The 20,868-nt window shown below is 39.3% G+C and carries 18 protein-coding genes and 1 CRISPR repeat array; of the genes, 12 read left to right on the top strand and 6 right to left on the bottom strand.

What is annotated here, in order from left to right; genetic code table 11:
- Positions 1-2 precede the first annotated feature (2 nt).
- Together OKC24_RS12985 and OKC24_RS12980 are read right to left on the bottom strand one after the other, a co-directional pair.
- Positions 3-449 (bottom strand): phage regulatory CII family protein, encoded by a 447-nt coding sequence (locus OKC24_RS12985; RefSeq protein ID WP_265465514.1) that lies wholly within the window; start codon positions 447-449, stop codon positions 3-5.
- A 21-nt stretch (positions 450-470) separates the two neighbouring features.
- Positions 471-725, bottom strand: coding sequence for a hypothetical protein (locus tag OKC24_RS12980; RefSeq protein ID WP_265465512.1), 255 nt, complete (start codon positions 723-725; stop codon positions 471-473).
- 133 nt (positions 726-858) lie between these two features.
- On the opposite strand from OKC24_RS12980, the gene OKC24_RS12975 reads away from it, so the two are divergent.
- The 10 genes from OKC24_RS12975 to OKC24_RS12930 all read left to right on the top strand — a co-directional run bounded on the left by OKC24_RS12975 (position 859) and on the right by OKC24_RS12930 (position 10,022).
- A complete protein-coding gene (locus OKC24_RS12975; RefSeq protein ID WP_265465510.1) occupies positions 859-1,524 on the top strand; it encodes a LexA family protein in 666 nt (221 codons plus the stop codon).
- A 41-nt stretch (positions 1,525-1,565) separates the two neighbouring features.
- Complete coding sequence (locus OKC24_RS12970) at positions 1,566-4,070, top strand: ATP-binding protein (RefSeq protein ID WP_265465508.1); 2,505 nt, start codon at positions 1,566-1,568, stop codon at positions 4,068-4,070.
- Between the two features lie 2 nt (positions 4,071-4,072).
- Positions 4,073-5,272: a modification methylase gene (locus OKC24_RS12965; RefSeq protein ID WP_265465506.1), complete on the top strand. Its 1,200-nt coding sequence runs from the start codon at positions 4,073-4,075 to the stop codon at positions 5,270-5,272.
- A 717-nt stretch (positions 5,273-5,989) separates the two neighbouring features.
- Positions 5,990-6,577, top strand: coding sequence for a hypothetical protein (locus OKC24_RS12960; protein ID WP_265465504.1), 588 nt, complete (start codon positions 5,990-5,992; stop codon positions 6,575-6,577).
- Between the two features lie 19 nt (positions 6,578-6,596).
- A complete protein-coding gene (locus tag OKC24_RS12955) occupies positions 6,597-7,286 on the top strand; it encodes an ERF family protein (RefSeq protein ID WP_265465502.1) in 690 nt (229 codons plus the stop codon).
- A 15-nt stretch (positions 7,287-7,301) separates the two neighbouring features.
- Positions 7,302-8,231, top strand: coding sequence for a hypothetical protein (locus OKC24_RS12950; RefSeq protein WP_265465500.1), 930 nt, complete (start codon positions 7,302-7,304; stop codon positions 8,229-8,231).
- A 62-nt stretch (positions 8,232-8,293) separates the two neighbouring features.
- A complete protein-coding gene (locus OKC24_RS12945) occupies positions 8,294-8,485 on the top strand; it encodes a hypothetical protein (protein ID WP_265465498.1) in 192 nt (63 codons plus the stop codon).
- On the top strand, positions 8,485-8,694 hold the full coding sequence (locus tag OKC24_RS12940) for a hypothetical protein (RefSeq protein ID WP_265465496.1): 210 nt from the start codon (positions 8,485-8,487) through the stop codon (positions 8,692-8,694). Before OKC24_RS12945 ends, OKC24_RS12940 begins: the two co-directional genes overlap by 1 nt.
- Complete coding sequence (locus OKC24_RS12935) at positions 8,691-8,894, top strand: hypothetical protein (protein WP_130147811.1); 204 nt, start codon at positions 8,691-8,693, stop codon at positions 8,892-8,894. The genes OKC24_RS12940 and OKC24_RS12935 overlap by 4 nt, the downstream gene beginning before the upstream one ends.
- Before the next feature lie 3 nt (positions 8,895-8,897).
- Positions 8,898-10,022, top strand: coding sequence for a phage integrase Arm DNA-binding domain-containing protein (locus tag OKC24_RS12930; protein WP_265465494.1), 1,125 nt, complete (start codon positions 8,898-8,900; stop codon positions 10,020-10,022).
- Between the two features lie 402 nt (positions 10,023-10,424).
- Here the strand turns inward: OKC24_RS12930 and fumC are convergent, their stop codons facing one another.
- The 4 genes from fumC to OKC24_RS12910 form a co-directional block, all read right to left on the bottom strand.
- The gene (gene fumC / locus OKC24_RS12925) at positions 10,425-11,819 is read right to left on the bottom strand and encodes a class II fumarate hydratase (protein WP_130147815.1); all 1,395 of its coding nucleotides are present in this window, start codon (positions 11,817-11,819) and stop codon (positions 10,425-10,427) included.
- Positions 11,820-12,125: 306 nt separating this feature from the next.
- On the bottom strand, positions 12,126-13,133 hold the full coding sequence (locus OKC24_RS12920; RefSeq protein WP_130147817.1) for an NAD-dependent epimerase/dehydratase family protein: 1,008 nt from the start codon (positions 13,131-13,133) through the stop codon (positions 12,126-12,128).
- 280 nt (positions 13,134-13,413) lie between these two features.
- Positions 13,414-15,384, bottom strand: a complete 1,971-nt coding sequence (locus OKC24_RS12915) for a glycine betaine transporter (RefSeq protein WP_130147819.1) — start codon at positions 15,382-15,384, stop codon at positions 13,414-13,416.
- Between the two features lie 499 nt (positions 15,385-15,883).
- Positions 15,884-16,297, bottom strand: a complete 414-nt coding sequence (locus OKC24_RS12910; RefSeq protein WP_130147821.1) for a DNA breaking-rejoining protein — start codon at positions 16,295-16,297, stop codon at positions 15,884-15,886.
- Positions 16,298-17,222: 925 nt separating this feature from the next.
- Here OKC24_RS12910 and OKC24_RS12905 point away from each other — a divergent pair.
- Entirely contained in the window at positions 17,223-18,098 is an 876-nt protein-coding gene (locus OKC24_RS12905; protein WP_131275599.1) for a YncE family protein, read from the top strand.
- 501 nt (positions 18,099-18,599) lie between these two features.
- Entirely contained in the window at positions 18,600-19,802 is a 1,203-nt protein-coding gene (locus OKC24_RS12900; RefSeq protein ID WP_265465488.1) for an alpha/beta hydrolase family protein, read from the top strand.
- Positions 19,803-19,936: 134 nt separating this feature from the next.
- Positions 19,937-20,744: a CRISPR direct-repeat array (repeat unit 28 nt; unit sequence TTTCTAAGCTGCCTGTATGGCAGTGAAC).
- Between the last annotated feature and the right edge of the window lie 124 nt (positions 20,745-20,868).

The raw sequence follows: 20,868 nt of genomic DNA, 5'->3' as shown, positions 1-20,868 counted from the left end.
TTTTATTGCTCTACGCATTTGTTTATTTGCGCCTCGAGCTCTGCCAAGACTTCATGCATGGCATGGATGACTTTGGACATGTCTATGGCTTCGCCGCGGGTGATCCGCCCGTCTGCCATCATTTCTTTGAACTGCGCACATATATCCCCACCGCCCATGCCAATACTCAAAACCAAATCCGTCAGCGCGGTATCTCTGCATTCAGGGATATTGGGCAAATTGATGGCCACTTTGCCGTGCTCGGCGCATAAGGCCTGCAAAATTCGGTAATCCCCTGTAATGGCCATAATGGTTGAGGCTTCCATCAGCGTGAGGTGATGTGTTTCTGTATTTTGGTTCACTTTGCTGTTGAGCACTGCAACGCTGCGCATGCCCATTCGGACAGCAAGTGCGGCTGCCCCACCTTTAAATTGGCGGACGGTGTGATAAGCGGCATCCAATATGTTCATGGCGGTTCCTTTTGAACGTGTTTATTGGATGGCCGGTTTATTACCATTTTGGTTGTTAAGGCTTTGAACAGGAAATAACCCAAAATGCTGATGAATCTCAATTTCAGAAACCTCGCCATTACTGGCTTCTGCCAAGGCTTTACGCAAGTTCTTACGCGGTTCTTTATACCCATATAATAAATGTGACTTTATATAACCAACTGTAGTTCCAGCATCTTTTGCATATTTTTCTAGATCTGCTGGAGTTTGTTTAAGAATGAAGTCTCGAAAATTCATAGATTGATCCTCTCGTATCAATCCAAATATTACCTTTTAGGTAATGCAAATACAACCTTTTTTCTTGTTTACCTTTTAGGTGATGAAACTACAATTAACAAATGTGACGTGTCACAAAAAATTTAGGAAAATTATGGACAGCAAATCAATTAGATATCAAAACACTCGCCTACTCGTTGAGCAGGTTGGCGGTGTATCCAGTTTTGCTGACAAAATTGGTAAAGGACAATCTCAGACAAGCCAGTTTGCAGGCACAAATCCAATCAAAGGTATTGGCAATAAAGTTGCACGCGAAATTGAAGAAGCTTTTGATAAGCCTCATGGCTGGCTTGATCTACTGCATGAAGAAAATTTAGATTCTAAAGACGCGAATGTCTCTGAACCTATACCACTTATTGGCAAGTTGGTGCCTGTTATTTCATGGGTACAAGCTGGGTCATGGACAACTGTCGAAGCTGTCCCTGCTGGCACTCAATTTGAAGAATGGCTGCCGCCAAATCCCAAATGCGGTAAGCATGGCTATGGCTTAGAAGTTTCAGGCGAATCAATGCTCCCTGACTTTCGCCCTGGCGATAAAATTTATGTAAATCCTGACTTTCAGGTAAATGATTTAAAAACTGGGGATCTTGTCATTGTTTCTTGTGAGGGCGATAAAGCAGCAACTTTTAAAAAGCTGATCGTAGAAACGGACAATATGTATTTACAGCCCTTAAACCCTGAATGGTCTGAAAAAGCAATTGCTCTGGAAGATGGCTGCAAGTTGGTTGGTAAGGTTGTTGGATTATATAGAGACGTTTAAAGCCGACAAAACTAATTTTTAACTTTGGAATAATTTATTTTATGAATCAAATTGCACATGAGAACACTCTAGATCAAGAAAAATATATTGGTTTCCAGGTGGATGGAAAAATTATAAATGAACTTTCCAAACAAGTATCTAGTCATTTATTTGCATTGGGTGAACTATTAAAAAACAGTTATGATGCTCAAGCAACGAATATTAATATTACTTTAGATATGCAAAAATCTATATTAATTGTTGAAGATAATGGTTTAGGAATATCTTTAAATAATATTCGATCTCTATTCCATATTGCTAAAAGCGAAAAAACCTATGGAAAAGAAAGTTTATTTATAAGTAAAAATTTAAAAAATAAAAGTAAAACTGGTTCTTATCTATTCATTCATAAAATCAAAAAACATATAAAACAAAATAATATATTATTCCCCCCAAAAGAAGTTAAAAGATTTACTCAGGGATCTAAAGGTCTTGGTCTACTTTCTGCATTTAAATTTGGAAATATTGTAAACTGGGACACCAATTATAATAATGTCGCACGAAGTATTACAATCCATAAGCATGAAGTAATTAACGAAACTGATATCACTCAAGCAACATTCCCATTAAATGAAGGAACTAGATTAACTAACGGAACAACTATTACAATTAATTTAGATCCAAATGATAGCGAGATTCCTTTTATCTATGAATTCCTAATGCTTGAAAAAAATCATGAAAGATTAGTAAATTTTTTTATAGAAGATGATTTAGAAGTTCATCTTAAGCTAATTAATAAGAATGGAAAAACAAACTCCCCATTCCCTTTAAAAACAATTTATAAATCAAGACTAAATAAAGAGCTAGAAGATAGAAAGATTTTTGATATACTTTTTGACTCAGAATCAAATATATTTACTTTTTTAGGAAAAAATAATTTTATTAAAAAAGTGAACAATATTGTCCAAATTGATAAAAATAATTATTATATTAAATTTAGATTAAATGCTTACTCCTTTAAGAGCAATGACAAAAGAAAAATTAGCAAGATTTTTTTTAATGAAAAAAATGATTTAACTCCTTTGGTTTATATTAATGGTGTTCTTTTTAATAATGACCATTTATTTGATCCATCTATTCCAAGAACAATTAGAAGCTCTGACTCACTACCACAATTGACAGGATTTATAGAAATAATATGTACACATCCAAATCTTGAATTTAACAATGAACGTACAGACCTCGTATCTACATCTTTTAACAGTAAATTACGTAATGTACTACGCGATCTCAATATATTTCTACAACGAGAAGGTAAAAAACTAGAAAAAGTTCAAAAGAGTTTAATTCATCGAAATGATTTTCTTTCTCCAGCAAACGGTACAAACACCTCAGATGGCACAAACACCTCAGATGGCACAAACACCTCAGATGGAACAAACCCCTCAGATGGTACAAACTCCTCAGATGGAACAAACCCCTCAGATGGTACAAACTCCTCAGATGGAACAAACCCCTCAGATGGTACAAACTCCTCAGATGGAACAAACCCCTCAGATGGTACAAACTCCTCAGATGGAACAAACCCCTCAGATGGTACAAACTCCTCAGATGGAACAAACCCCTCAGATGGTACAAACTCCTCAGATGGAACAAACCCCTCAGATGGTACAATCACCTCAGATGGCACAAACACCTCAGATGGCACAAACACCTCAGATGGCAATAATACATCTAACGCTAGTACCGATATAAATATCGATACCAAACCCTATATTGAACTGATTGCATCAAAGCAAACTATCAACGTTAATCATTTTCCTTACACAATAGATTTAAAAACCTTCTTACTAAAAGCTACTGATCGAAATAAAAAACCGATTGACATAAGAAATTTAACAATCTCAGTTGATGGGAAAAAAATGGAATATCCATTTATAGAACAAGTTCACTCAGCTAAAATTACTAACATTTGTTATTCTTTTGAAGATAAACTTTCAACCAATAGCGAAGGTAAATATATTAAATACAATGAAAATATCACATTAATAATAAATAAAAAAGATTATAAATTCAACAACCTAAATGAAGATGATATTTTAATTAAGCCTATTGGAAAGAATTATACTTTTGCCTTCAGCAACATTAAACGACTGATTGATCAATTAAATAAACTATGGATTGAAAACAACGAATATGACATGTGTATTTCTGCCTCGATAAGATTATTATTTGATTTATCCACGTACAATTATGAAAACTGTAGTGGCAATCAATTCTCTAAAAGATCTCTTGAATATAAGGTACCAACTTTAATACAAGAAATTTTAGCTGATTCTAGACATTTTGCAGAAGTGTATAAACTCTTAGATTCAAGACATTCAACAGTTGAAAATATTTTCGAGGATGCTACACTTTTTGCTAATAAAGTTGCTAGATCTAACCTTGGCTCACATGCTGGTTCAAGCCACTTACCTGCTGAAACAATTAGAGATATTGCATTACATGCTGGCTACTATGCACTACTAGTGGATGCTCATTGTAAAGTTAAAGGTTGGGTTAACTAAACATGACTGACATTTCGTTTAGTAATTATCGTAAAAATGATATTCATGGTGTTAGCTTATACCCTGCAACGATGATTGCCCCTGTTCAACATATAATTCTTGCTAATATTTTTAACGAAAATAACATTAGTTCTGTGTATGATCCTTATCACGGATCTGGCACGGCCCTTTTTGAGGCTGCAAAACTTGATTTAAATTGTAATATTACAGGATGTGATATTAATCCATTGGCTCATTTAATCACATACAGTAAACTAAAAGGTGTAACCCAAAAAATTAAAGATGATATTCAGTCTCTTTTCGACTTCATAGAAAAAGCACCTGAATATGATTTTGAATTTCACAATATCAATAAATGGTTCAGAGCTGATATAATTTACTCTTTAAAAAAAATAAGATGGGCAATTACTCAAATCTCCAGTAAGCGTAATCGTGCTTTCTTCTGGATTGTATTTGCCAATATTATCAGAAAATATAGCAATAGCAGATCTTCTACTTACAAACTTCATATCAAAGATATAGTTGATATTAATAAACTGCAAAATAATGTAATTCGAGACTTTCAAAAACAAGTTGAAAACAATTATCAAAAATTCACTTTAAAAGCACCAAATGTGACTCTTTTAAAAGGTGATATTCTTAAAATGTCTCGCAAGCTAGGCGACCGCAGTATGGACTTAACGATTACCTCTCCCCCCTACGGAGATAACGGTACGACTGTACCTTACGGTCAGTTCTCATCTTTAGCACTATTTTGGATTAATCCTAAAGACTTAAATTTAGAAGGTTGGGAATTAGATAACTACTCTAAAATCGATCGGATGAGTTTAGGTGGTCAATGTAAGAATGCCTTAACTGCCTTTGGTAAAACACTGATAGCCCCCTATTTAAATCAAATTTCGGCAGATAAACAGCCTAAAGTTATTAATTTTTTTGCGGATTATTTTGTTTCATTAGATGATATATGTCGTGTAACTGACAAATATATTGTTATGACATTAGGTAATAGAACAGTTGATAGAATAAATATAAATTTAACTGAAATTACTTCACAATATTTGGAATTTAATGGATTCATATTAGTTGAAACTTTGAGCAGAGATATTCCAGTGAAGAGAACACCAAGAAAAACCTCAAAAGTAGGAAATGAAGCTGTATCTTCTATGAATGAAGAATTCGTCATAATTCATAACAGACAATGAAATATTAAGCTCATAGCAACCCACCCCAGTGGTGGGTTTTCTTTTGCCTACCATACAATAAAAACAACCAAAAAGATAAAATAGCTAATTTATCTTGCATTAAATTACCTTTTAGGTAATATTTATCTCACAGACAACAAAAAGCACATCGACTCTCTTACCTTCCGATGTGCTTTGCAACTTGCGAGATAAGTATGAACAAAACTTTCACCCCATTCAATAGCTTTGCTGTAAGCGTATTTACAGCCAGCGTCGCAATTGGCGCATTAGCATACGCATACCAGCCAGACTTTGGCGGCATGCCATCATCCAATGATCAAATTGCCCCAGCCTATAACGCTGTGGCCGCTATGCAATTCAACACTGCAAACTCTGGCACTGCTGTTATCCGCTTAGATGGCTTTACCCTAGACGTCAGCTTCGACTTCGAACGCATCGATGATTCATACGGCGTACCCGGCAGCGAATTCACCAATGCTGAAATCACAAATCTATCTGTAGACAAAGTCTTGGATACATCTGGCTACCCAATCCGCGACTTTACAGACTTCAATGACCACCTCAGCATCAACCAAATGCTGGTGGCTCACATGCTCCAATACAAACTACTGGAGGCTGCCTNCCAATCCGCGACTTTACAGACTTCAATGACCACCTCAGCATCAACCAAATGCTGGTGGCTCACATGCTCCAATACAAACTACTGGAGGCTGCCTAATGAATAAGACTTTTGATAAACCATTCCGCGAAGACTTAGGCCTTGATGCTGCAGGCTTCCATCGCATCCGTATGGGCAACACAGTTTACTGCGTGAAGAATAATGAAATCTACACACTAAACACTGCCGGCGAACTCAACCGCGTAGATGAAGCCACGCTTTCAGCAAAGTCTTGGATCCGCCGCAATGTAAACGAAGTGCTGGGCGCACAGAAGATCACTGCCCGCTTCATCTGCCGTCTAAGCCATGGCTATAAGGTAGATGTAAATGGTACTGAATACATCATCAAATTATCTGCGGATTTTTCTAAAGGCTTCGACCGCAATGTATTTGATAAGAATGCCCCGATTTTCTCCTGGTTAAATTGTGTAGTGGTCGTTGAAAACGGCATGCATAAAGCCGCTCCAGCAGATTTGGTCAATTCTCTGCCATTCCAAACTGCAGTTAAAAGCGTATTGAACCCGCAGCGCAAGCTGGACCGTGTGACTCGCCAGCGCAGCTTTACGCGCTGGAATTCACGCCATGAGTGTGAGCAGTACAAGATTGCCAAGCACAACACTGATGCCTCTGGCACGTCGTTTAAATAATTGAGCTGGGAGAAATAACATGAACGCATTACAACAAATCCAGCTTGAATTAAAAGCGCCAAAGAGCAAATACAACACGTTTGGTAAATACCACTACCGCAGCTGCGAAGACATTCTTGAAGCGGTTAAGCCTTTGCTGCAGGCAACCAACTCAACTTTGGTTATTACGGACGAAGTGCAGCAAGTTGGCCCTGTAGTTGTGGTTACAGCAAAAGTCGTGTTTACCGATGCTGACGGCAAAGAAACCACTGTTACGGCGCATGCTGGTGTAGAAATTGATAAGAAAGGTATGGACGTTGCGCAGACCTTTGGTACATCTAGCTCCTACGCTCGCAAGTATGCCCTGAATGGCATGTTCTTGATTGACGATACCAAAGACTATGATTCAGACGAATATCACAACCAAGTGAACCATCAGGCAAACCGTGGTCAGTCAAATCAAGGACAGCAACGCCAATCTGCACCAGCTCAACAGCAGGCAAATAATCCTCAGCAAAAGCCTTTAGAACAGCGCTATCAGGATGCCTTGGTATCCATCCGCAATGCCAAAAAGCCAGAAACTTTGGATAAGGCCATCAATACCTTTGGCAATACTAAATTTAACAATCAGATTCGGCAGGCCTGCCGCGCCCGCGCAGATCAAATGGGCTGGTCAGATGCACCGCCGCAGCAAAATCAAAACCCGCAGCCAAACAGCATGCATAGTTAATTGGAGGATATAACAATGAACCCTATTCTTTCAGGTACAGAAGCTTTTAATGCAATGATGGCTGGCAAGCATGTGATGTGTCGGCCTATTGGTGACATGCTGGATTTTGATGAACTGGACCAGTTCCCTGCCACAATCTTTGCTAAGGCTGATTATGAGTTTTGCCTAAAATTAGAAATGATGGAAGTGTCAGGCATTCGCTTTACTAAGCCATTAAATGCCTTTGAATTAAATGATGGCCAAGAGATTTTTATCGTGCAGCCGACGTGCGTCGTGCACACTAAATATGATGCGACTAATGCTGAAATTCAAAATAGCTTACTCAATGGATTTGTTCAGGCAGATGAAGATAATGCCAAACTGCAGCTGCAGGCAATTGCGGATTTGTTCGGTCGTGTGGTCGCGCATCCAGTCGTTAAAACTGCAGAACTAAAAACCCGTAAAACTCGAACCCGTAAAGTTAAAACAGATACCGAAGTAGATGCCCCAAACTCAACATCATTTGATGTGGAGGAAAAGACAACAATGCCCGCGGAAGAAGCCGCAGCTGTACAGCCAATCAGCATTAAGCCACCAGTGCCGGCAGAAGATCCAGAATTTCAAAATCTGCTCAGTGATTTGCTGAACCGAGCAGCTACGGCCACAACTCCGACCGAAGCGACTGCCCTGACCAGCTACACAAAAACTTGGAGTGAAGCGCAACGCAAGCCTCTGCTTGATGCGATTCATAAACGCTTAAATGAATTGAATCCACCTGAGCGCGCAGAAGCAAAAGAGCCGCCGTCATTGATGGTGCAAATTCAGAATGCCAAAGATTTGACTGAATTGGATTGCTTGGAAATTGAAGTATCTACTAGACATGTGGATATTCAGCCAAAGCTCATGGGCTGTGTGAAACGCCGCCGCTTTGAATTGGAGAATCAAGGCAGTGAGGTTCGTCAATGATATGTCCTAAACAGCTAATACCCGCTTTTACAATGTTTGTAGCAAATGATGGTTATCAATGTGTGATCAATAAAATCATTGGCGAAGCGGTTTTTACCAAAGCAAATAAGCCTGGCTTAAAAATAGATAACTTGGGAAGCATGAATGAAGCAGCGCAAAAGCGTTATGAGCTGTTCCTTAAATTATGGCTGAAGAATGGCAAGGAATTCGTTCTGCGCCTTCAGGCTCAAGCAATTATGTTGAAGGTGGCGTGATGGATATAAATCAATTAGATTCTGCAGAAATCGAACTTTTAAAAGAATTTGTTGAAGCGCTGGCGCCACGGCATGTATCCGGAATGTTTTATACAACAACATTGCCGGCTGAGCTTGTGACAGTACTTTATCACTTGTGTGTTGAAAAATTGGCTGCTGCGGATGAATTGCCTGCAGCTGTGAAGCGTAGTTTGAGGGAGGTGTCATGACCTGCTTAGTAAAAGTCTCGGATTTTATCAGACGCGTGTATGGTGATCAGGGTTCACACCCTGCCCGCCAAACGATTGTGCGGCAATGTAAATTAGGCAAATTACCAGCCGAACAAAAAGGCAACTTGTGGTACATCAAATGGGATATTTACCAAAAACAAACTGGCAATGATCTCGTTGATAAAGTTTTAGGAAATTAAATAATGTCACGGCCTCGCGTTAAGAGAAATAAAGACCTGCCAGCGAATCTGTATCGAAATGGTGTAAATACGTGGAAATACAGACACCCTATTACAGGCGCATGGCATGGCATGGGCGCAAACAAGTCAAAAGCTATTGCTGCAGCGCGAAAGCTTAATGATATTCTCATCCCAGCAACAGATCTGGTATCTGTTGTCATGGGTGAGGTTACCTTTGGGGAGTTCTCGAAAAAATTTCTATCTGAAAAACGTCGAAAAGATGGACGCGTACTTGCTCCTAACTCTATCAAAACATATACGCATAGTTTAAACCGGTGCGCAGAATGGGATGACAATCCTTTATCATCAATCACCCTATTTATGACCAATAAGTTGCTTGAAAGCTTACCAGCTTCAACAAGCATTGAAACACGAAGCCTATTAGTTCAAATTTTTGACTTAGCAATAAGTAAGGGCTTGGTTACTGAAAATCCTGCAGCGCAAACAATTAAGCGTTTCAGGATTAAACAGCGCAAACGTCATACGCTTGAAGGTTTGGCAAAGATTCGTGATGCATCACCGCAATGGCTACAAAATGCAATTGATTTAGCAATGCTCACAACTCAGAGGCGAATCGACATAATTCAAATGAAATGGTCTGATATACGTGATGGCTATTTGCATGTCGCTCAAGAAAAAACCACAGATGATCCTGAAGATGACTTTGAATTATTGGAAGGCGCTGGATATGTGCGTATTAAGATTAATAATGAATTACAGAAAGTATTAGATCGCTGCAAAGATAACGTGATCAGCCCATTTATTATTCATCGTGTACCTAAGGGTAAAACCAAGAACAAAGGCCAGACTAAAGAACATTGGACACAGCTTGAAGCGCCTTATGTATCACATGAATTCTTAAAAGCCGTCAAACAATCTGGTGCTTATTCTGAATTGAGTGGTCGTCAGTTACCAAGCTTCCATGAGATTCGAGCTTTATCCATTCATCTGCATAAAAAGGCAGGTAAATCAGCACAGACTTTAGCTGGTCACGCAACTGAGAAAATGACGGAAATGTATGCATCCGGGCATGAAATTATTTGGAATGATGCAGATATTGGAATTAATTTACCATTTAAAGATAAGTGATTATCTGTCTATCCATAAGTAGCAGATGTTGACCAAACTGACAGTAAAATACCTATCAAAACTATTTGCTAAGTTATTGTTTTACATAACTACCGAACGCACCATTTTTACCGCATTTTTGCGGTAAAAATATTGCATATTTCATTAAATATTAGTTACTTATTTGTTTCTTAATTACCTATCAAATAAATATCGAACATATAAAAAATCATCAGCAAATTAGTATCTAGGAGCGTATTATGCAACTCTGAAGCAGATACAAACTGCTGATGATTACTGAATGAAAGCTGAGTATAGCTTTCATTCAAAATACATTCATATGAGACTTCTTTTATCATGACGGCCCCCATAAATTCTGCTTCAATAACAGACATCAATAAGAAGGACTGATAAAAAAGCCTATTATTTCGCATTTGCTGAAACCATTTGTTCTGGGCGTACCACTTCATCAAATTGCTGTTCAGTCACCAGTCCAAGCTCTACCGCAACCTGTTTTAAAGTCTTGCCTTCTTTATAGGCCATTTTTGCTACCTTGGCTGCATTTTCATAGCCAATTACAGGGTTTAACGCAGTCACCAGCATTAAAGAATCATGCAGGAAATGATCAATTTTTTCACGGTTCGGCTCAATGCCTATGGCGCAATGATCATTAAAGCTGTTGCATGCATCACCTAATAATTGGATAGACTGCAGCAGGTTAAAGGCAATTACAGGCATAAATACGTTTAATTCAAAATTGCCCGAAGCGCCTGCAATATTGATGGTTGTATCATTTCCCATCACTTGCGCAACGACCATCGTCATCGCTTCACTCTGCGTTGGATTGACCTTGCCCGGCATAATGCTCGAACCTGGTTCATTTTCAGGAATGCGCAGTTCACCAAAACCGCAGCGCGGGCCGCTAGCCAGCCAGCGGATATCATTGGCGATTTTATTTAAACTGGCTGCTAAGGTTTTTAATGCGCCAGAAGCAAACACAGCAGCGTCCCGGCCCGCCAAAGCTTCAAATTTATTTGGCGCAGTCACAAATGGCAGACCTGTCAAACTGCCAAGCTGCTCTGCAGCTTTTACTGCATAATCAGGATGCGCATTTAGGCCAGTGCCTACAGCCGTTCCGCCGAGCGGCAACTCATAAAGGCCTGACAAGGCTTGATGTAATCGCTTTAAGCCATGATCTAACTGAGAAACATAGCCACTGAATTCTTGCCCTAAGGTTAAAGGCGTTGCATCTTGCAAATGGGTACGGCCAATTTTAACAATATCTGAAAACTCTTTGGATTTTGCATCTAAAGTATTGCGCAGCTGTTCTACTGCAGGAATCAGTAATTCATTGATTTGCAGGCTGGCCGCCACATGAATAGCCGTTGGAAATGAATCGTTGGTCGATTGCGCACGGTTTACATGGTCATTTGGATGTACGGGCTTTTGCGAACCGAGCGGATTGCCCAGCTTTTGGTTGGCAATATTGGCAATCACTTCATTGCAGTTCATATTGCTTTGCGTACCAGAACCCGTTTGCCAAACCACGAGTGGAAACTGTGAATCCCATTGCCCTGTAATTACTTCTTCAGCAGCGCTCACAATATATTGCGATAATTCTTGAGGAATCTGATTTAATTCTGCATTGGTCATCGCCGCCGCTTTTTTTACCAGCCCCATTGCGCGGATCATAGGGCGCGGCAGCCGTTCACCGCCAATCTTAAAATTTTGCAGACTGCGCTGTGTTTGTGCACCCCACATTGCTTCGCTTGGCACTTCCACTTCACCCATTGTGTCGTGTTCAATACGTGTTTGCATGTTGCAACCTCATTTCCTTGTTTAAGACCTGGCTCTGGCAAAAACAGCTTGCTTTGGCTATTTCCTGCAGTTTATGCAAGTTTGAAATACTTGTAAATGATAATTATTTTCAATAAATACTATTAATTCAGATGACCCTTATTCATCTTTTGAATCAACCGTACTTATATTTTTATGCTTTTTCTAAGAGTTTATCCAGCCATAACACTATTTATATTTTGTAAAAAGCCGGCCTTTTCATGCTGCTTCTGTAAATTTCAATCAAATGCGGATACATCAAAGATGTGTCCTGAACGCGGTTACAGCTTATTGTCCGCGCAAAGTCATTTGATAAAACCGCCATTCATCTTCTAAAGTTTTTTTCAAACTATGCTCTGGCGCCCAATTCAGTATTTCTTTCGCTTTCTCTGAATGGCTTCCCAGCTGGTCAAATTCAGCATAAGGGTAATATGGCGCATCAATGGTTTTAATCGGACTGTAAGTGACTTCAGCAATGAGGTCCAAGAGTTTTTGAATCGAAATCAATTCACCGGAAATATTGAATGCTTCACATGTATGCTCTTGGGTATCTAGCCAATTCAGCGCCAATAAAACCGCCTTACAGGCATCCAAGACATGCAAAAAACTGCGCTCTGCGGTATGGTCTGCCGTGTTGGCCTGCTTGCGCAATTCTATAAATTCGCGCTGCAGCGCCCCCACCTGCATGGCTAGAGGTACAATATTTTTTGGCAGAGGCGCAATGAACTCCCCTAAAACACCATGTTCAAATGCGCCAGCTATATTGCTTAAGCGCAAAATAGCAATTTTCCATTCATTGTCTGTACGCGCTGTATCCCGGATAATTTCCTCAACCATCTGCTGTGATTTAACATAGGGATTTGGATAGGCATAATGAAATGGCATATCTTCCTTGAGTTCCGCTGAAGACTGTCCATATACGGCTAAACTGGACAGGTTCACCAAATTCCGTACTCCTGTACGCTGCATGGCGCGCATTAAGCTCATAATACAGCTGACATTATCATTATAATATTCCAGCGGTTTCAGCACCGACTCTTCTAGTGATTTAAACCCTGCTGCGTGCACGACGGCACGGATTGAATACTGCTCGAACACTTTGTTTAATGCAGGCGTATTGCGGATATCAATTTTAACAAATGGCACATACATGCCAGAAATGTATTCAAGGCGCTCTAAAATCTGCAAATTAGAATTTGATAAATTATCGACAATAATGACTTCTTGTCCTTGTGCCAAAAGATTTAAAGCAATGTGCGAGCCTAAAAAGCCTAATCCACCAGTCACTAAAATCATTGTTTAGGTACTCCTTATATTTATCAAGTATTTACATCCAATTGGTGTAAATTTCGCGTTACCCCCTACTTATCTACAGATATTAAAATCAAAAAACCGGCTCATAATTTATCTTGAGTCGGCCAATACTCAAGAGCGTTATAGTTTCATCTTATAGCTTTAGAATATCGCCTGTGTGCAGTTATGGTTATTAACTGTATTTTGTTTATGACAAAAAATACTTTGATTTCGGCATCAAAAAACCGCCATATGGCGGTTTTTTGATGCAACTTAAGAAAGCTTATGAATTCTTTGTCCGAACTAAATTTAAAAAGTGGAGATGTCTCTCATATTGATCAATGACATCTTGCAAAAGGTCTTCTTGTGTCCAATCAATAATATCGTAATTCTGGCCGCCTTCTCTTAAAAATACCTCGGCCTGATAATCATGCAGTATTTCTTTCGGATCCATCATGAAGCTTGGTGTATTTTTTTCCTGCGCAACCACTTGATAAATAAAGTTCATTTCGTCCTTATGATTGACCCTCAGCTGCAGGCCAGCATCAATATTATGAATAGATACATCTAAATGGCGGCGTTTAAACTCTTTCTGCAAATTTGAAAACGCTTGCCTTACAGTTTGATCAATATACTGTTCAACTTCTTCACGCGTGTGCGGGTAATGCATGATAAGCCCTAAACGCTGCTGCCAGCTTCTGGGATTTTGAATTGCCCTTGGGGTAATGCGCGCTTCTTGCAAGGCCTGCATTTTAGTCGCATCTAAATGCAATGCTTTCACCAAACCCCAGCAAATCAGCAACATTACAAAGGTAAATGGCAATGCACTTAGCATTGTTGCTGATTGCAGTGCGCCTAAACCGCCTGCAAATAACAGAACAATGGCGAGAACAGCCATTAAGCATGTCCAAAAAAGCCGCTGCCATGCTGGAGAATTTTCCGATTTAGCCGTTAAATAATCTGTGACTAAAGCGCCCGAGTCTGCAGACGTGACAAAAAATAGCATGACCAAAATAGTCGCCACGAAACTCATTACTCCAGAGAAGGGTAATGTGTTTAAAAACTCAAAGAGTGCAACAGAGGAGTCTCGCTGTACTGCAGCAATCAGTGAGGTATTTGCTTCATTTAAAATGCTGTATAACGCAGCATTCCCCATGATTCCCATCCAAATAAGGGTAAAGCCTGTCGGAATGAGTAAAACCCCCACAATAAACTCACGAATCGTGCGGCCTTCAGAGACCCGTGCAATGAACATGCCTACAAATGGCGACCATGAAATCCACCACGCCCAGTACATTATGGTCCAGCCGCCAATCCAGCCATTCGATTGATAAGCATATAAGTTAAAGGTCATACTGAACAAATTTGAAAAATATTGACCTGCATTTTGTATGGTGGTTTGCAATATAAAGATGGTTGAGCCAGCAAAAAATACAAATAGCAGCAGGATTAAGGCTAATCCCAAGTTAATTTCTGATAGCCGCTTAATACCTTTATCCAGCCCCATAAAAACAGACAATGAAGCCATGCCTGTAACAATGACAATTAAAATAAGCTGGGTGGTCAGCGAATATTCAATACCAAACAGATAATTAAGGCCCGAGTTAATCTGTGTCACACCAAAGCCTAACGTCGTTGCAACACCAAATACTGTTCCAATCGTCGCAAAGGTGTCTACACCATCGCCAATCGGACCATAAATTCTTTTTCCAATTAAAGGATATAAAGCGGAACGGACTTTTAAAGGCAAATTGTGTCTATACGCAAAGTAAGCTAATGCTAAACCAACGATTGTATAGATGGCCCAGGCATGTAAGCCCCAATGAAAAAATGTCACGCGCATGGCTTGCTGTGCAGATTGAATCGTTTCAGGATCGCCTGTAGGCGGTGAAGCGTAGTGCATTACTGGCTCTGCAACGCCAAAGAACATTAAACCGATGCCCATACCTGCAGTAAACAGCATCGCGAACCATGAACTGTTGCTGTATTTGGGCTGACTATGATCTAAACCCAGTTTAATTTTGCCCATGCTTGAACAGGCAATATAAATAAGCACAATTAAAAAGATTGCTACGGATAATACGTAGAACCAGCTAAATGAGTCTGTGACCCATTGATTCAGCTGTTTTGTTATTAAGTCAAAAGCATTGGGAGCCAAGAATACAATGGCAATAAAAATTCCAATAATAACAACAGTGCTGATAAATACATTTGGATTCACATTGGAATACCATGACGGTTTCAATGAAGACATACCTTCCCTATTCCGTTTTATTTGTAAGACAGATCTAAATTGATCAAAAAGATATCCGCTAGATGCAGACAGAAACAGGCTTGTCGTGATGAGTGCTATCGCTTTTATTCTCATTTTAGACAAATATTTAAAATATTCGCCTATATACAATGAAAAAAGTGAGCCTGACTCAATCAAAGCCACTGCTTAGAATCTGTACATGTTATCATATTTTTAGATACATAATTCAATATTAAGCAATAAATCAAATTAAGGAGCATATCAAAGCAATATAAAATCTATGTTTTTATTTTATTTATCAAAATTTTATATTTATACGTAATTTCTGAAATCTTATTGTGATTTTTATCAGATAGTAGATGTTTTTTTATAAATTTATCTAAATGCACAATTGTAAAAAAACCACCCGAAGGTGGCTTTTTCTAGCATTCTGCACCGCCTTAGCCTGTTGATCAGGTTAAGCTTGAGCTGTTTTTTCATTGCTTCTTCGCAGACTGATTTAACGGTCTACTCCCATATGCAATTTATAATTTACTGTTCTATTATTGCGTGCAGTATTTCGCATTTGATAGATCTGAATTAAATAATTGCCGGATTCTGGCAATTTGAGCTGTCCTGCTGTACCTGTTGCAGATCCAATCACTAAAGCTTCTGCTGCACCTGGCTTATCACCCGGAGCATATATGTTAATTTGAGCAAGATTCCCATTACTTGTAAGCTTATAGTTTAAAGTCTGTCCCGCCTTAGCTCGCAAACTATACTGAACATCATCATAACCTTTAAACGAGCCTGCAACGGTAGTCCCAATGGCACCTTTCGCAAATTGAATGGGCTTGACAGGCGCAGCAAATACGTTCAGTGCGGCTGTAGACAAAACCAAAATTATTGAACCCACTAAAGTTATTTTTTTCATCTCTGATTGCCTTTCTCAGCCTAATATGTATTTAAAAATCACCTGAAATTATAAATTTCATCACCGATTTATTATTCATAGCGTATTTAATACTTAATTCTTTTTCCACATCTATTTGTTATCAATTTATACAAAAGAACCGCCCTAAGGTGGCTCATTTTTTTCTTCAGCAACCTGTATTGCTCATACGGAAGTATTTTCAGTTCAAACATATCGTCGTGCAGCATATAAATCAGTTAAGGCTTCAGTTTGGCGAATGCCTGGCTATGTATATTCTCCACTATGTTTGGCAAAACATAGCATGTACGCAAAGTATTTCGATAGAATGGCTTTCTTCTATATGAATGTCTTCTTTAGCCTTGATTTACATAGTTTCTAGGAATCCACCGCGTCTTGCAAATGGATAGCCAAAAGTTCGCTATAACGCGAGATGCGAAAGGGTTGGTTGAGTCTGCTCAAAGTTCGGTGTATTTCTTCGTACTGTCCCCACAGCGTTGGTCGGCGATTTCTTTAAGCAATCAGGCTTGTTGCGCTGAATTGAGCTTTGCACGTGTGTCAATTTGCGGTTGCGCGACTTATTTTTCGAGTATCCATTTGCGGCATTCTTTTACAATTGGGATTCGGGCAAAGAATATGATGAGATGTGCCCTCGCGTAAGTTAACTATCCATACGGTCAAATTAACCATCTATGGATAATCAATAACTTGTGTCATATCTGAGCTAAACTCATCCAAGTTTCGATTATAAATCTGTATTACAGAATCAGCATGTCTATAACTTATAAGCTTTTGCTCATTCAGTAGACTTCCAATCTAATTCGGAAGCTATGACTCAGAGTCATTTCACATAATCCATCTCATGGTTTTGAAAACCATCAAGATAGTGCTAAATTCATAATATACAAATATTTACAACGGAATAAATGTGGAAAAACTGGCGGTATTAGATGCTTTTCAACAAAAAGTAGTTTTCATTCATACTTCCACTGGTAAAATTGAATATACCATTGAACAAGTTGGCCATGCGGATGGCTTGCAGATGGATAAAGCCAATGGATATTTGTATTGGACAGATATGGGGCCGAACCGCAATGGCGAAGACTTCCTCCACCCAGACGGTGCAATCTACCGTTCAAAACTGGATGGCAGCGCAAGAGAACTGCTGATCGGCAATGGTCAAATATGTACTCCAAAACAATTACAGCTTGATCCAGAAACACAGTATTTATATTGGTGTGACCGAGAAGGCGCCAGCATCTGCCGTGCAAAAACCGATGGCAGCCAGCTGGAAAAACTAGTTGAGTGCAATAATTCTCCGATCTATCCAAAGAATATCCACGACCAGTGTGTTGGCATAGCCATTGATAAAGACCGTGACCATATTTATTGGACACAAAAAGGCCCTAAAAAAGGCGGTAAAGGCAGAATTTTCCGAGCTGGGCTTAATATCCCTTTAGGTGAGAATGCTTTAAACCGCAGTGATATTTTGACATTGCTTTCTGATTTGCCAGAGCCAATAGATTTAGAAATTGATAAAGCAAACCGAATTCTGTACTGGACGGACAGAGGCAGCGAACCAAATGGCAACACTTTAAATTGCGCAAACATTACAGATGACGGATTGATGAATCATAGAATACTGGCGAATGGTTTCAAAGAGGCTATCGGCTTAATATTAGGGGACTCATATATTTTTGTTTCGGACCTCTCTGGCTGTGTATATCGCATCAATCTAGATACCCTTGAAAAAGATGTGATTTATTCTGGCGGTGAAGCACTTACTGGTATAGCTATTTATTAATAAAAGTTGATTTGTAAGGTTTAGAAATCCTTATTTCTAAACCGCTTTTTATTAAAAGACCACTTAGAACGGACGTCTAGCTCTAAAATACGGTTCAAATTAGCAGCCAGATCATTACCATGCAGAAGCTCCCAACAATCGAATCATTTTTACGCCATAACTACTAAAACGAAAAATACGATTTATGCACATTTATTCGATTGAAAATTTTAGACCGAGTTGATAATGCTCCTGCATAAAACTGTCAACTGCATGAGGTCGATAAGAAGTATTCGAAGAAGAAAAAATAGGATTGTATGCATTGATGTAAAATTAGGAAAATCACCAATCATATTCTAGTATTCAAATACAATTTATAGATTTGGAAGAAGCTTAAGACAAAAGACAGCACGCTATGCATCTATTTTTATTTGGTTTACAAATCTTGTTCGCAGTTAATTTAAGCTTCATATATAAAGCTGGTACATTAAAGTTACATAAAAAAGGAAGCCGGTGCCAACGATGAAAACTAAGCATTTTATTCTCAAATTAGCAGTGAGCTGCATATTTTTAGGTTCAACATACGCTATTGCCTCACCTGCTCTTTCCAATAACAGCACAAATCAAATCTTAGATCTTCCCGCTAAAGTGCCAGGTACAATCTTATCTATACAAGCACAAGATACTGATTTATTTACCAACGCCTCACAGCGATTCTTAATTAATTACCGCAGCCGCGGCGTACAGTCTGAACCAATCGTTGCTTCAGGGTTTATTTTATTGCCTAAAGGAAAAGCGCCTAAAGGCGGCTGGCCAGTCCTCGCTTGGGCTCATGGCACAACCGGTGTAGCAGATACTTGTGCGCCTTCTAATGACTTTGCTGGCGGACCAGTTCATGTCTATCAGCAAATAGCTGCCAAAGCACTGAATGCATGGCTGGCGCGCGGTTACGCAGTTGTTGCACCTGATTATCAAGGTTTAGGCACTCCTGGCGGGCATCCTTATATGAATGCACAAAGCCAGTTGCACACTGTAGTTGATGCTGTCCGCGCAACCCATCTTTTAAAGCCTTATCAATTCAGTAAAAATTGGTATGTCATGGGCCATAGTCAAGGAGGCGCAGCCTCTCTAGCTGTTGCAGCATTTGGCCCAAAAGATGCTCCTGAGCTGAATCTGCGCGGTGCAATTGCACTTGCTCCAGGCGGCTATCAATATGAGGGAATTGCTGAATATGTGGCAACCCAAACTAAAATAGATCCAAGCGTTGCAGCATTTTTTCCAATCGTTCTTCTTGGTGCTGAAGCAGCAGATCCCTCTATCAAACCAACAAATTTAGTTAGCCCAGAAATGGAAAAAGTCCTGAACTATCCTCGCAATCGCTGTTTATCTGAGTTGCAATCTGATCTAAAAGAAGCACCTAAAACTGTTTTCAAATCTAATGCTAATTTGACGCCTCTGACAAACTATTTAAAAAAACAGTCTATTGAAAATATGACACCCAATGTGCCTCTTTTACTTGTTCAAGGCGAGAAAGATCAGCTAGTCGATTACCGCGGAACCTACGCTTATTATCAACAAGTATGTAAAGAGCGAAAACCGATGGCGTTTCACCCCGTCAAGAATGGAGATCATCGTGACTCCTTAAGACAAAGTGAATTCCTGATTGGAGACTTTATCAACTCCGTTGAGCAAGGCAAACCTGTAAATACCTGCAGCTTAAAATAATAGCGCAGATTAAGACATTTGAAACCTAAGATAGAGCGCCATACGGCGCTCTATCTTTTAGAAAAGTGAACGGCTTAATTCAGCTTCTTATAAATAGTGAACACGGTGTTCAGGCGGCGAAGCCATATGCAGAATTTCTAAGCTGCCTGTATGGCAGTGAACCATATCCTTCTGCTGAAGATGCTTGCGCTAATTTTCTAAGCTGCCTGTATGGCAGTGAACATTATCAAATACGTCAAGCAGCTCAAGAACAATTTCTAAGCTGCCTGTATGGCAGTGAACAATTTGTTGAGAAGTAGCGTTTTGTTGATTAATTTCTAAGCTTCCTGTATGGCAGTGAACAATTTGTTGAGAAGTAGCGTTTTGTTGATTAATTTCTAAGCTTCCTGTATGGCAGTGAACTGCTGTTAATAAAGTTTCAGAAAAGTTATCTTTTTCTAAGCTGCCTGTATGGCAGTGAACCTGAACAGAAAATCTAATGAAAACGGTCTACTTTTCTAAGCTGCCTGTATGGCAGTGAACTCGTTCTCCAAACATTGAGCATAAAGGTAATTTTTCTAAGCTGCCTGTATGGCAGTGAACTTATCCTGGTGTGATCTTAATTCAGTCTACTATTTCTAAGCTGCCTGTATGGCAGTGAACTTTTCAAAAGGTGAGTTGTACTGGCTTTCAATTTTCTAAGCTGCCTGTATGGCAGTGAACATGGAGGATGGTGCATATGTAAAGAAAATTAATTTCTAAGCTGCCTGTATGGCAGTGAACTGTTGCCTCAAGTTGTGAGTTCGCACCCTGCGTTTCTAAGCTGCCTGTATGGCAGTGAACAAAGTGGTTGCAAAGCGTGAAAGCGATGTTGATTTCTAAGCTGCCTGTATGGCAGTGAACTGATACCAATAACCACATGAACTTGGTGAAATTTTCTAAGCTGCCTGTATGGCAGTGAACAGTAATTCAATACTCTAAACTACTTTTATAACAATGACTTAATATTAAAAAAAGAAGTATAACCCAATTTTCCAAGCATAAATACAACTTATTGATTTTACTAATCTATTAATGAGCGAAAAAA

Source organism: Acinetobacter entericus (genome assembly GCF_026168575.1).
GTDB classification, from domain to species: domain Bacteria; phylum Pseudomonadota; class Gammaproteobacteria; order Pseudomonadales; family Moraxellaceae; genus Acinetobacter; species Acinetobacter bouvetii.
Note: the sequence above shows the minus strand (reverse complement) of the source record. Positions and strands in the feature narration are given on the sequence as shown.

Excerpts from the sequence above, each read along its gene's own strand:
- OKC24_RS12985 (WP_265465514.1), bottom strand. The coding sequence starts at position 449 with ATGAACATATTGGATGCCGCTTATCACACCGTCCGCCAATTTAAAGGT.
- OKC24_RS12980 (WP_265465512.1), bottom strand. The coding sequence starts at position 725 with ATGAATTTTCGAGACTTCATTCTTAAACAAACTCCAGCAGATCTAGAA.
- OKC24_RS12975 (WP_265465510.1), top strand. The coding sequence starts at position 859 with ATGGACAGCAAATCAATTAGATATCAAAACACTCGCCTACTCGTTGAG.
- OKC24_RS12970 (WP_265465508.1), top strand. The coding sequence starts at position 1,566 with ATGAATCAAATTGCACATGAGAACACTCTAGATCAAGAAAAATATATT.
- OKC24_RS12965 (WP_265465506.1), top strand. The coding sequence starts at position 4,073 with ATGACTGACATTTCGTTTAGTAATTATCGTAAAAATGATATTCATGGT.
- OKC24_RS12960 (WP_265465504.1), top strand. The coding sequence starts at position 5,990 with ATGAATAAGACTTTTGATAAACCATTCCGCGAAGACTTAGGCCTTGAT.
- OKC24_RS12955 (WP_265465502.1), top strand. The coding sequence starts at position 6,597 with ATGAACGCATTACAACAAATCCAGCTTGAATTAAAAGCGCCAAAGAGC.
- OKC24_RS12950 (WP_265465500.1), top strand. The coding sequence starts at position 7,302 with ATGAACCCTATTCTTTCAGGTACAGAAGCTTTTAATGCAATGATGGCT.
- OKC24_RS12940 (WP_265465496.1), top strand. The coding sequence starts at position 8,485 with ATGGATATAAATCAATTAGATTCTGCAGAAATCGAACTTTTAAAAGAA.
- OKC24_RS12935 (WP_130147811.1), top strand. The coding sequence starts at position 8,691 with ATGACCTGCTTAGTAAAAGTCTCGGATTTTATCAGACGCGTGTATGGT.
- OKC24_RS12930 (WP_265465494.1), top strand. The coding sequence starts at position 8,898 with ATGTCACGGCCTCGCGTTAAGAGAAATAAAGACCTGCCAGCGAATCTG.
- fumC (WP_130147815.1), bottom strand. The coding sequence starts at position 11,819 with ATGCAAACACGTATTGAACACGACACAATGGGTGAAGTGGAAGTGCCA.
- OKC24_RS12920 (WP_130147817.1), bottom strand. The coding sequence starts at position 13,133 with ATGATTTTAGTGACTGGTGGATTAGGCTTTTTAGGCTCGCACATTGCT.
- OKC24_RS12915 (WP_130147819.1), bottom strand. The coding sequence starts at position 15,384 with ATGTCTTCATTGAAACCGTCATGGTATTCCAATGTGAATCCAAATGTA.
- OKC24_RS12910 (WP_130147821.1), bottom strand. The coding sequence starts at position 16,297 with ATGAAAAAAATAACTTTAGTGGGTTCAATAATTTTGGTTTTGTCTACA.
- OKC24_RS12900 (WP_265465488.1), top strand. The coding sequence starts at position 18,600 with ATGAAAACTAAGCATTTTATTCTCAAATTAGCAGTGAGCTGCATATTT.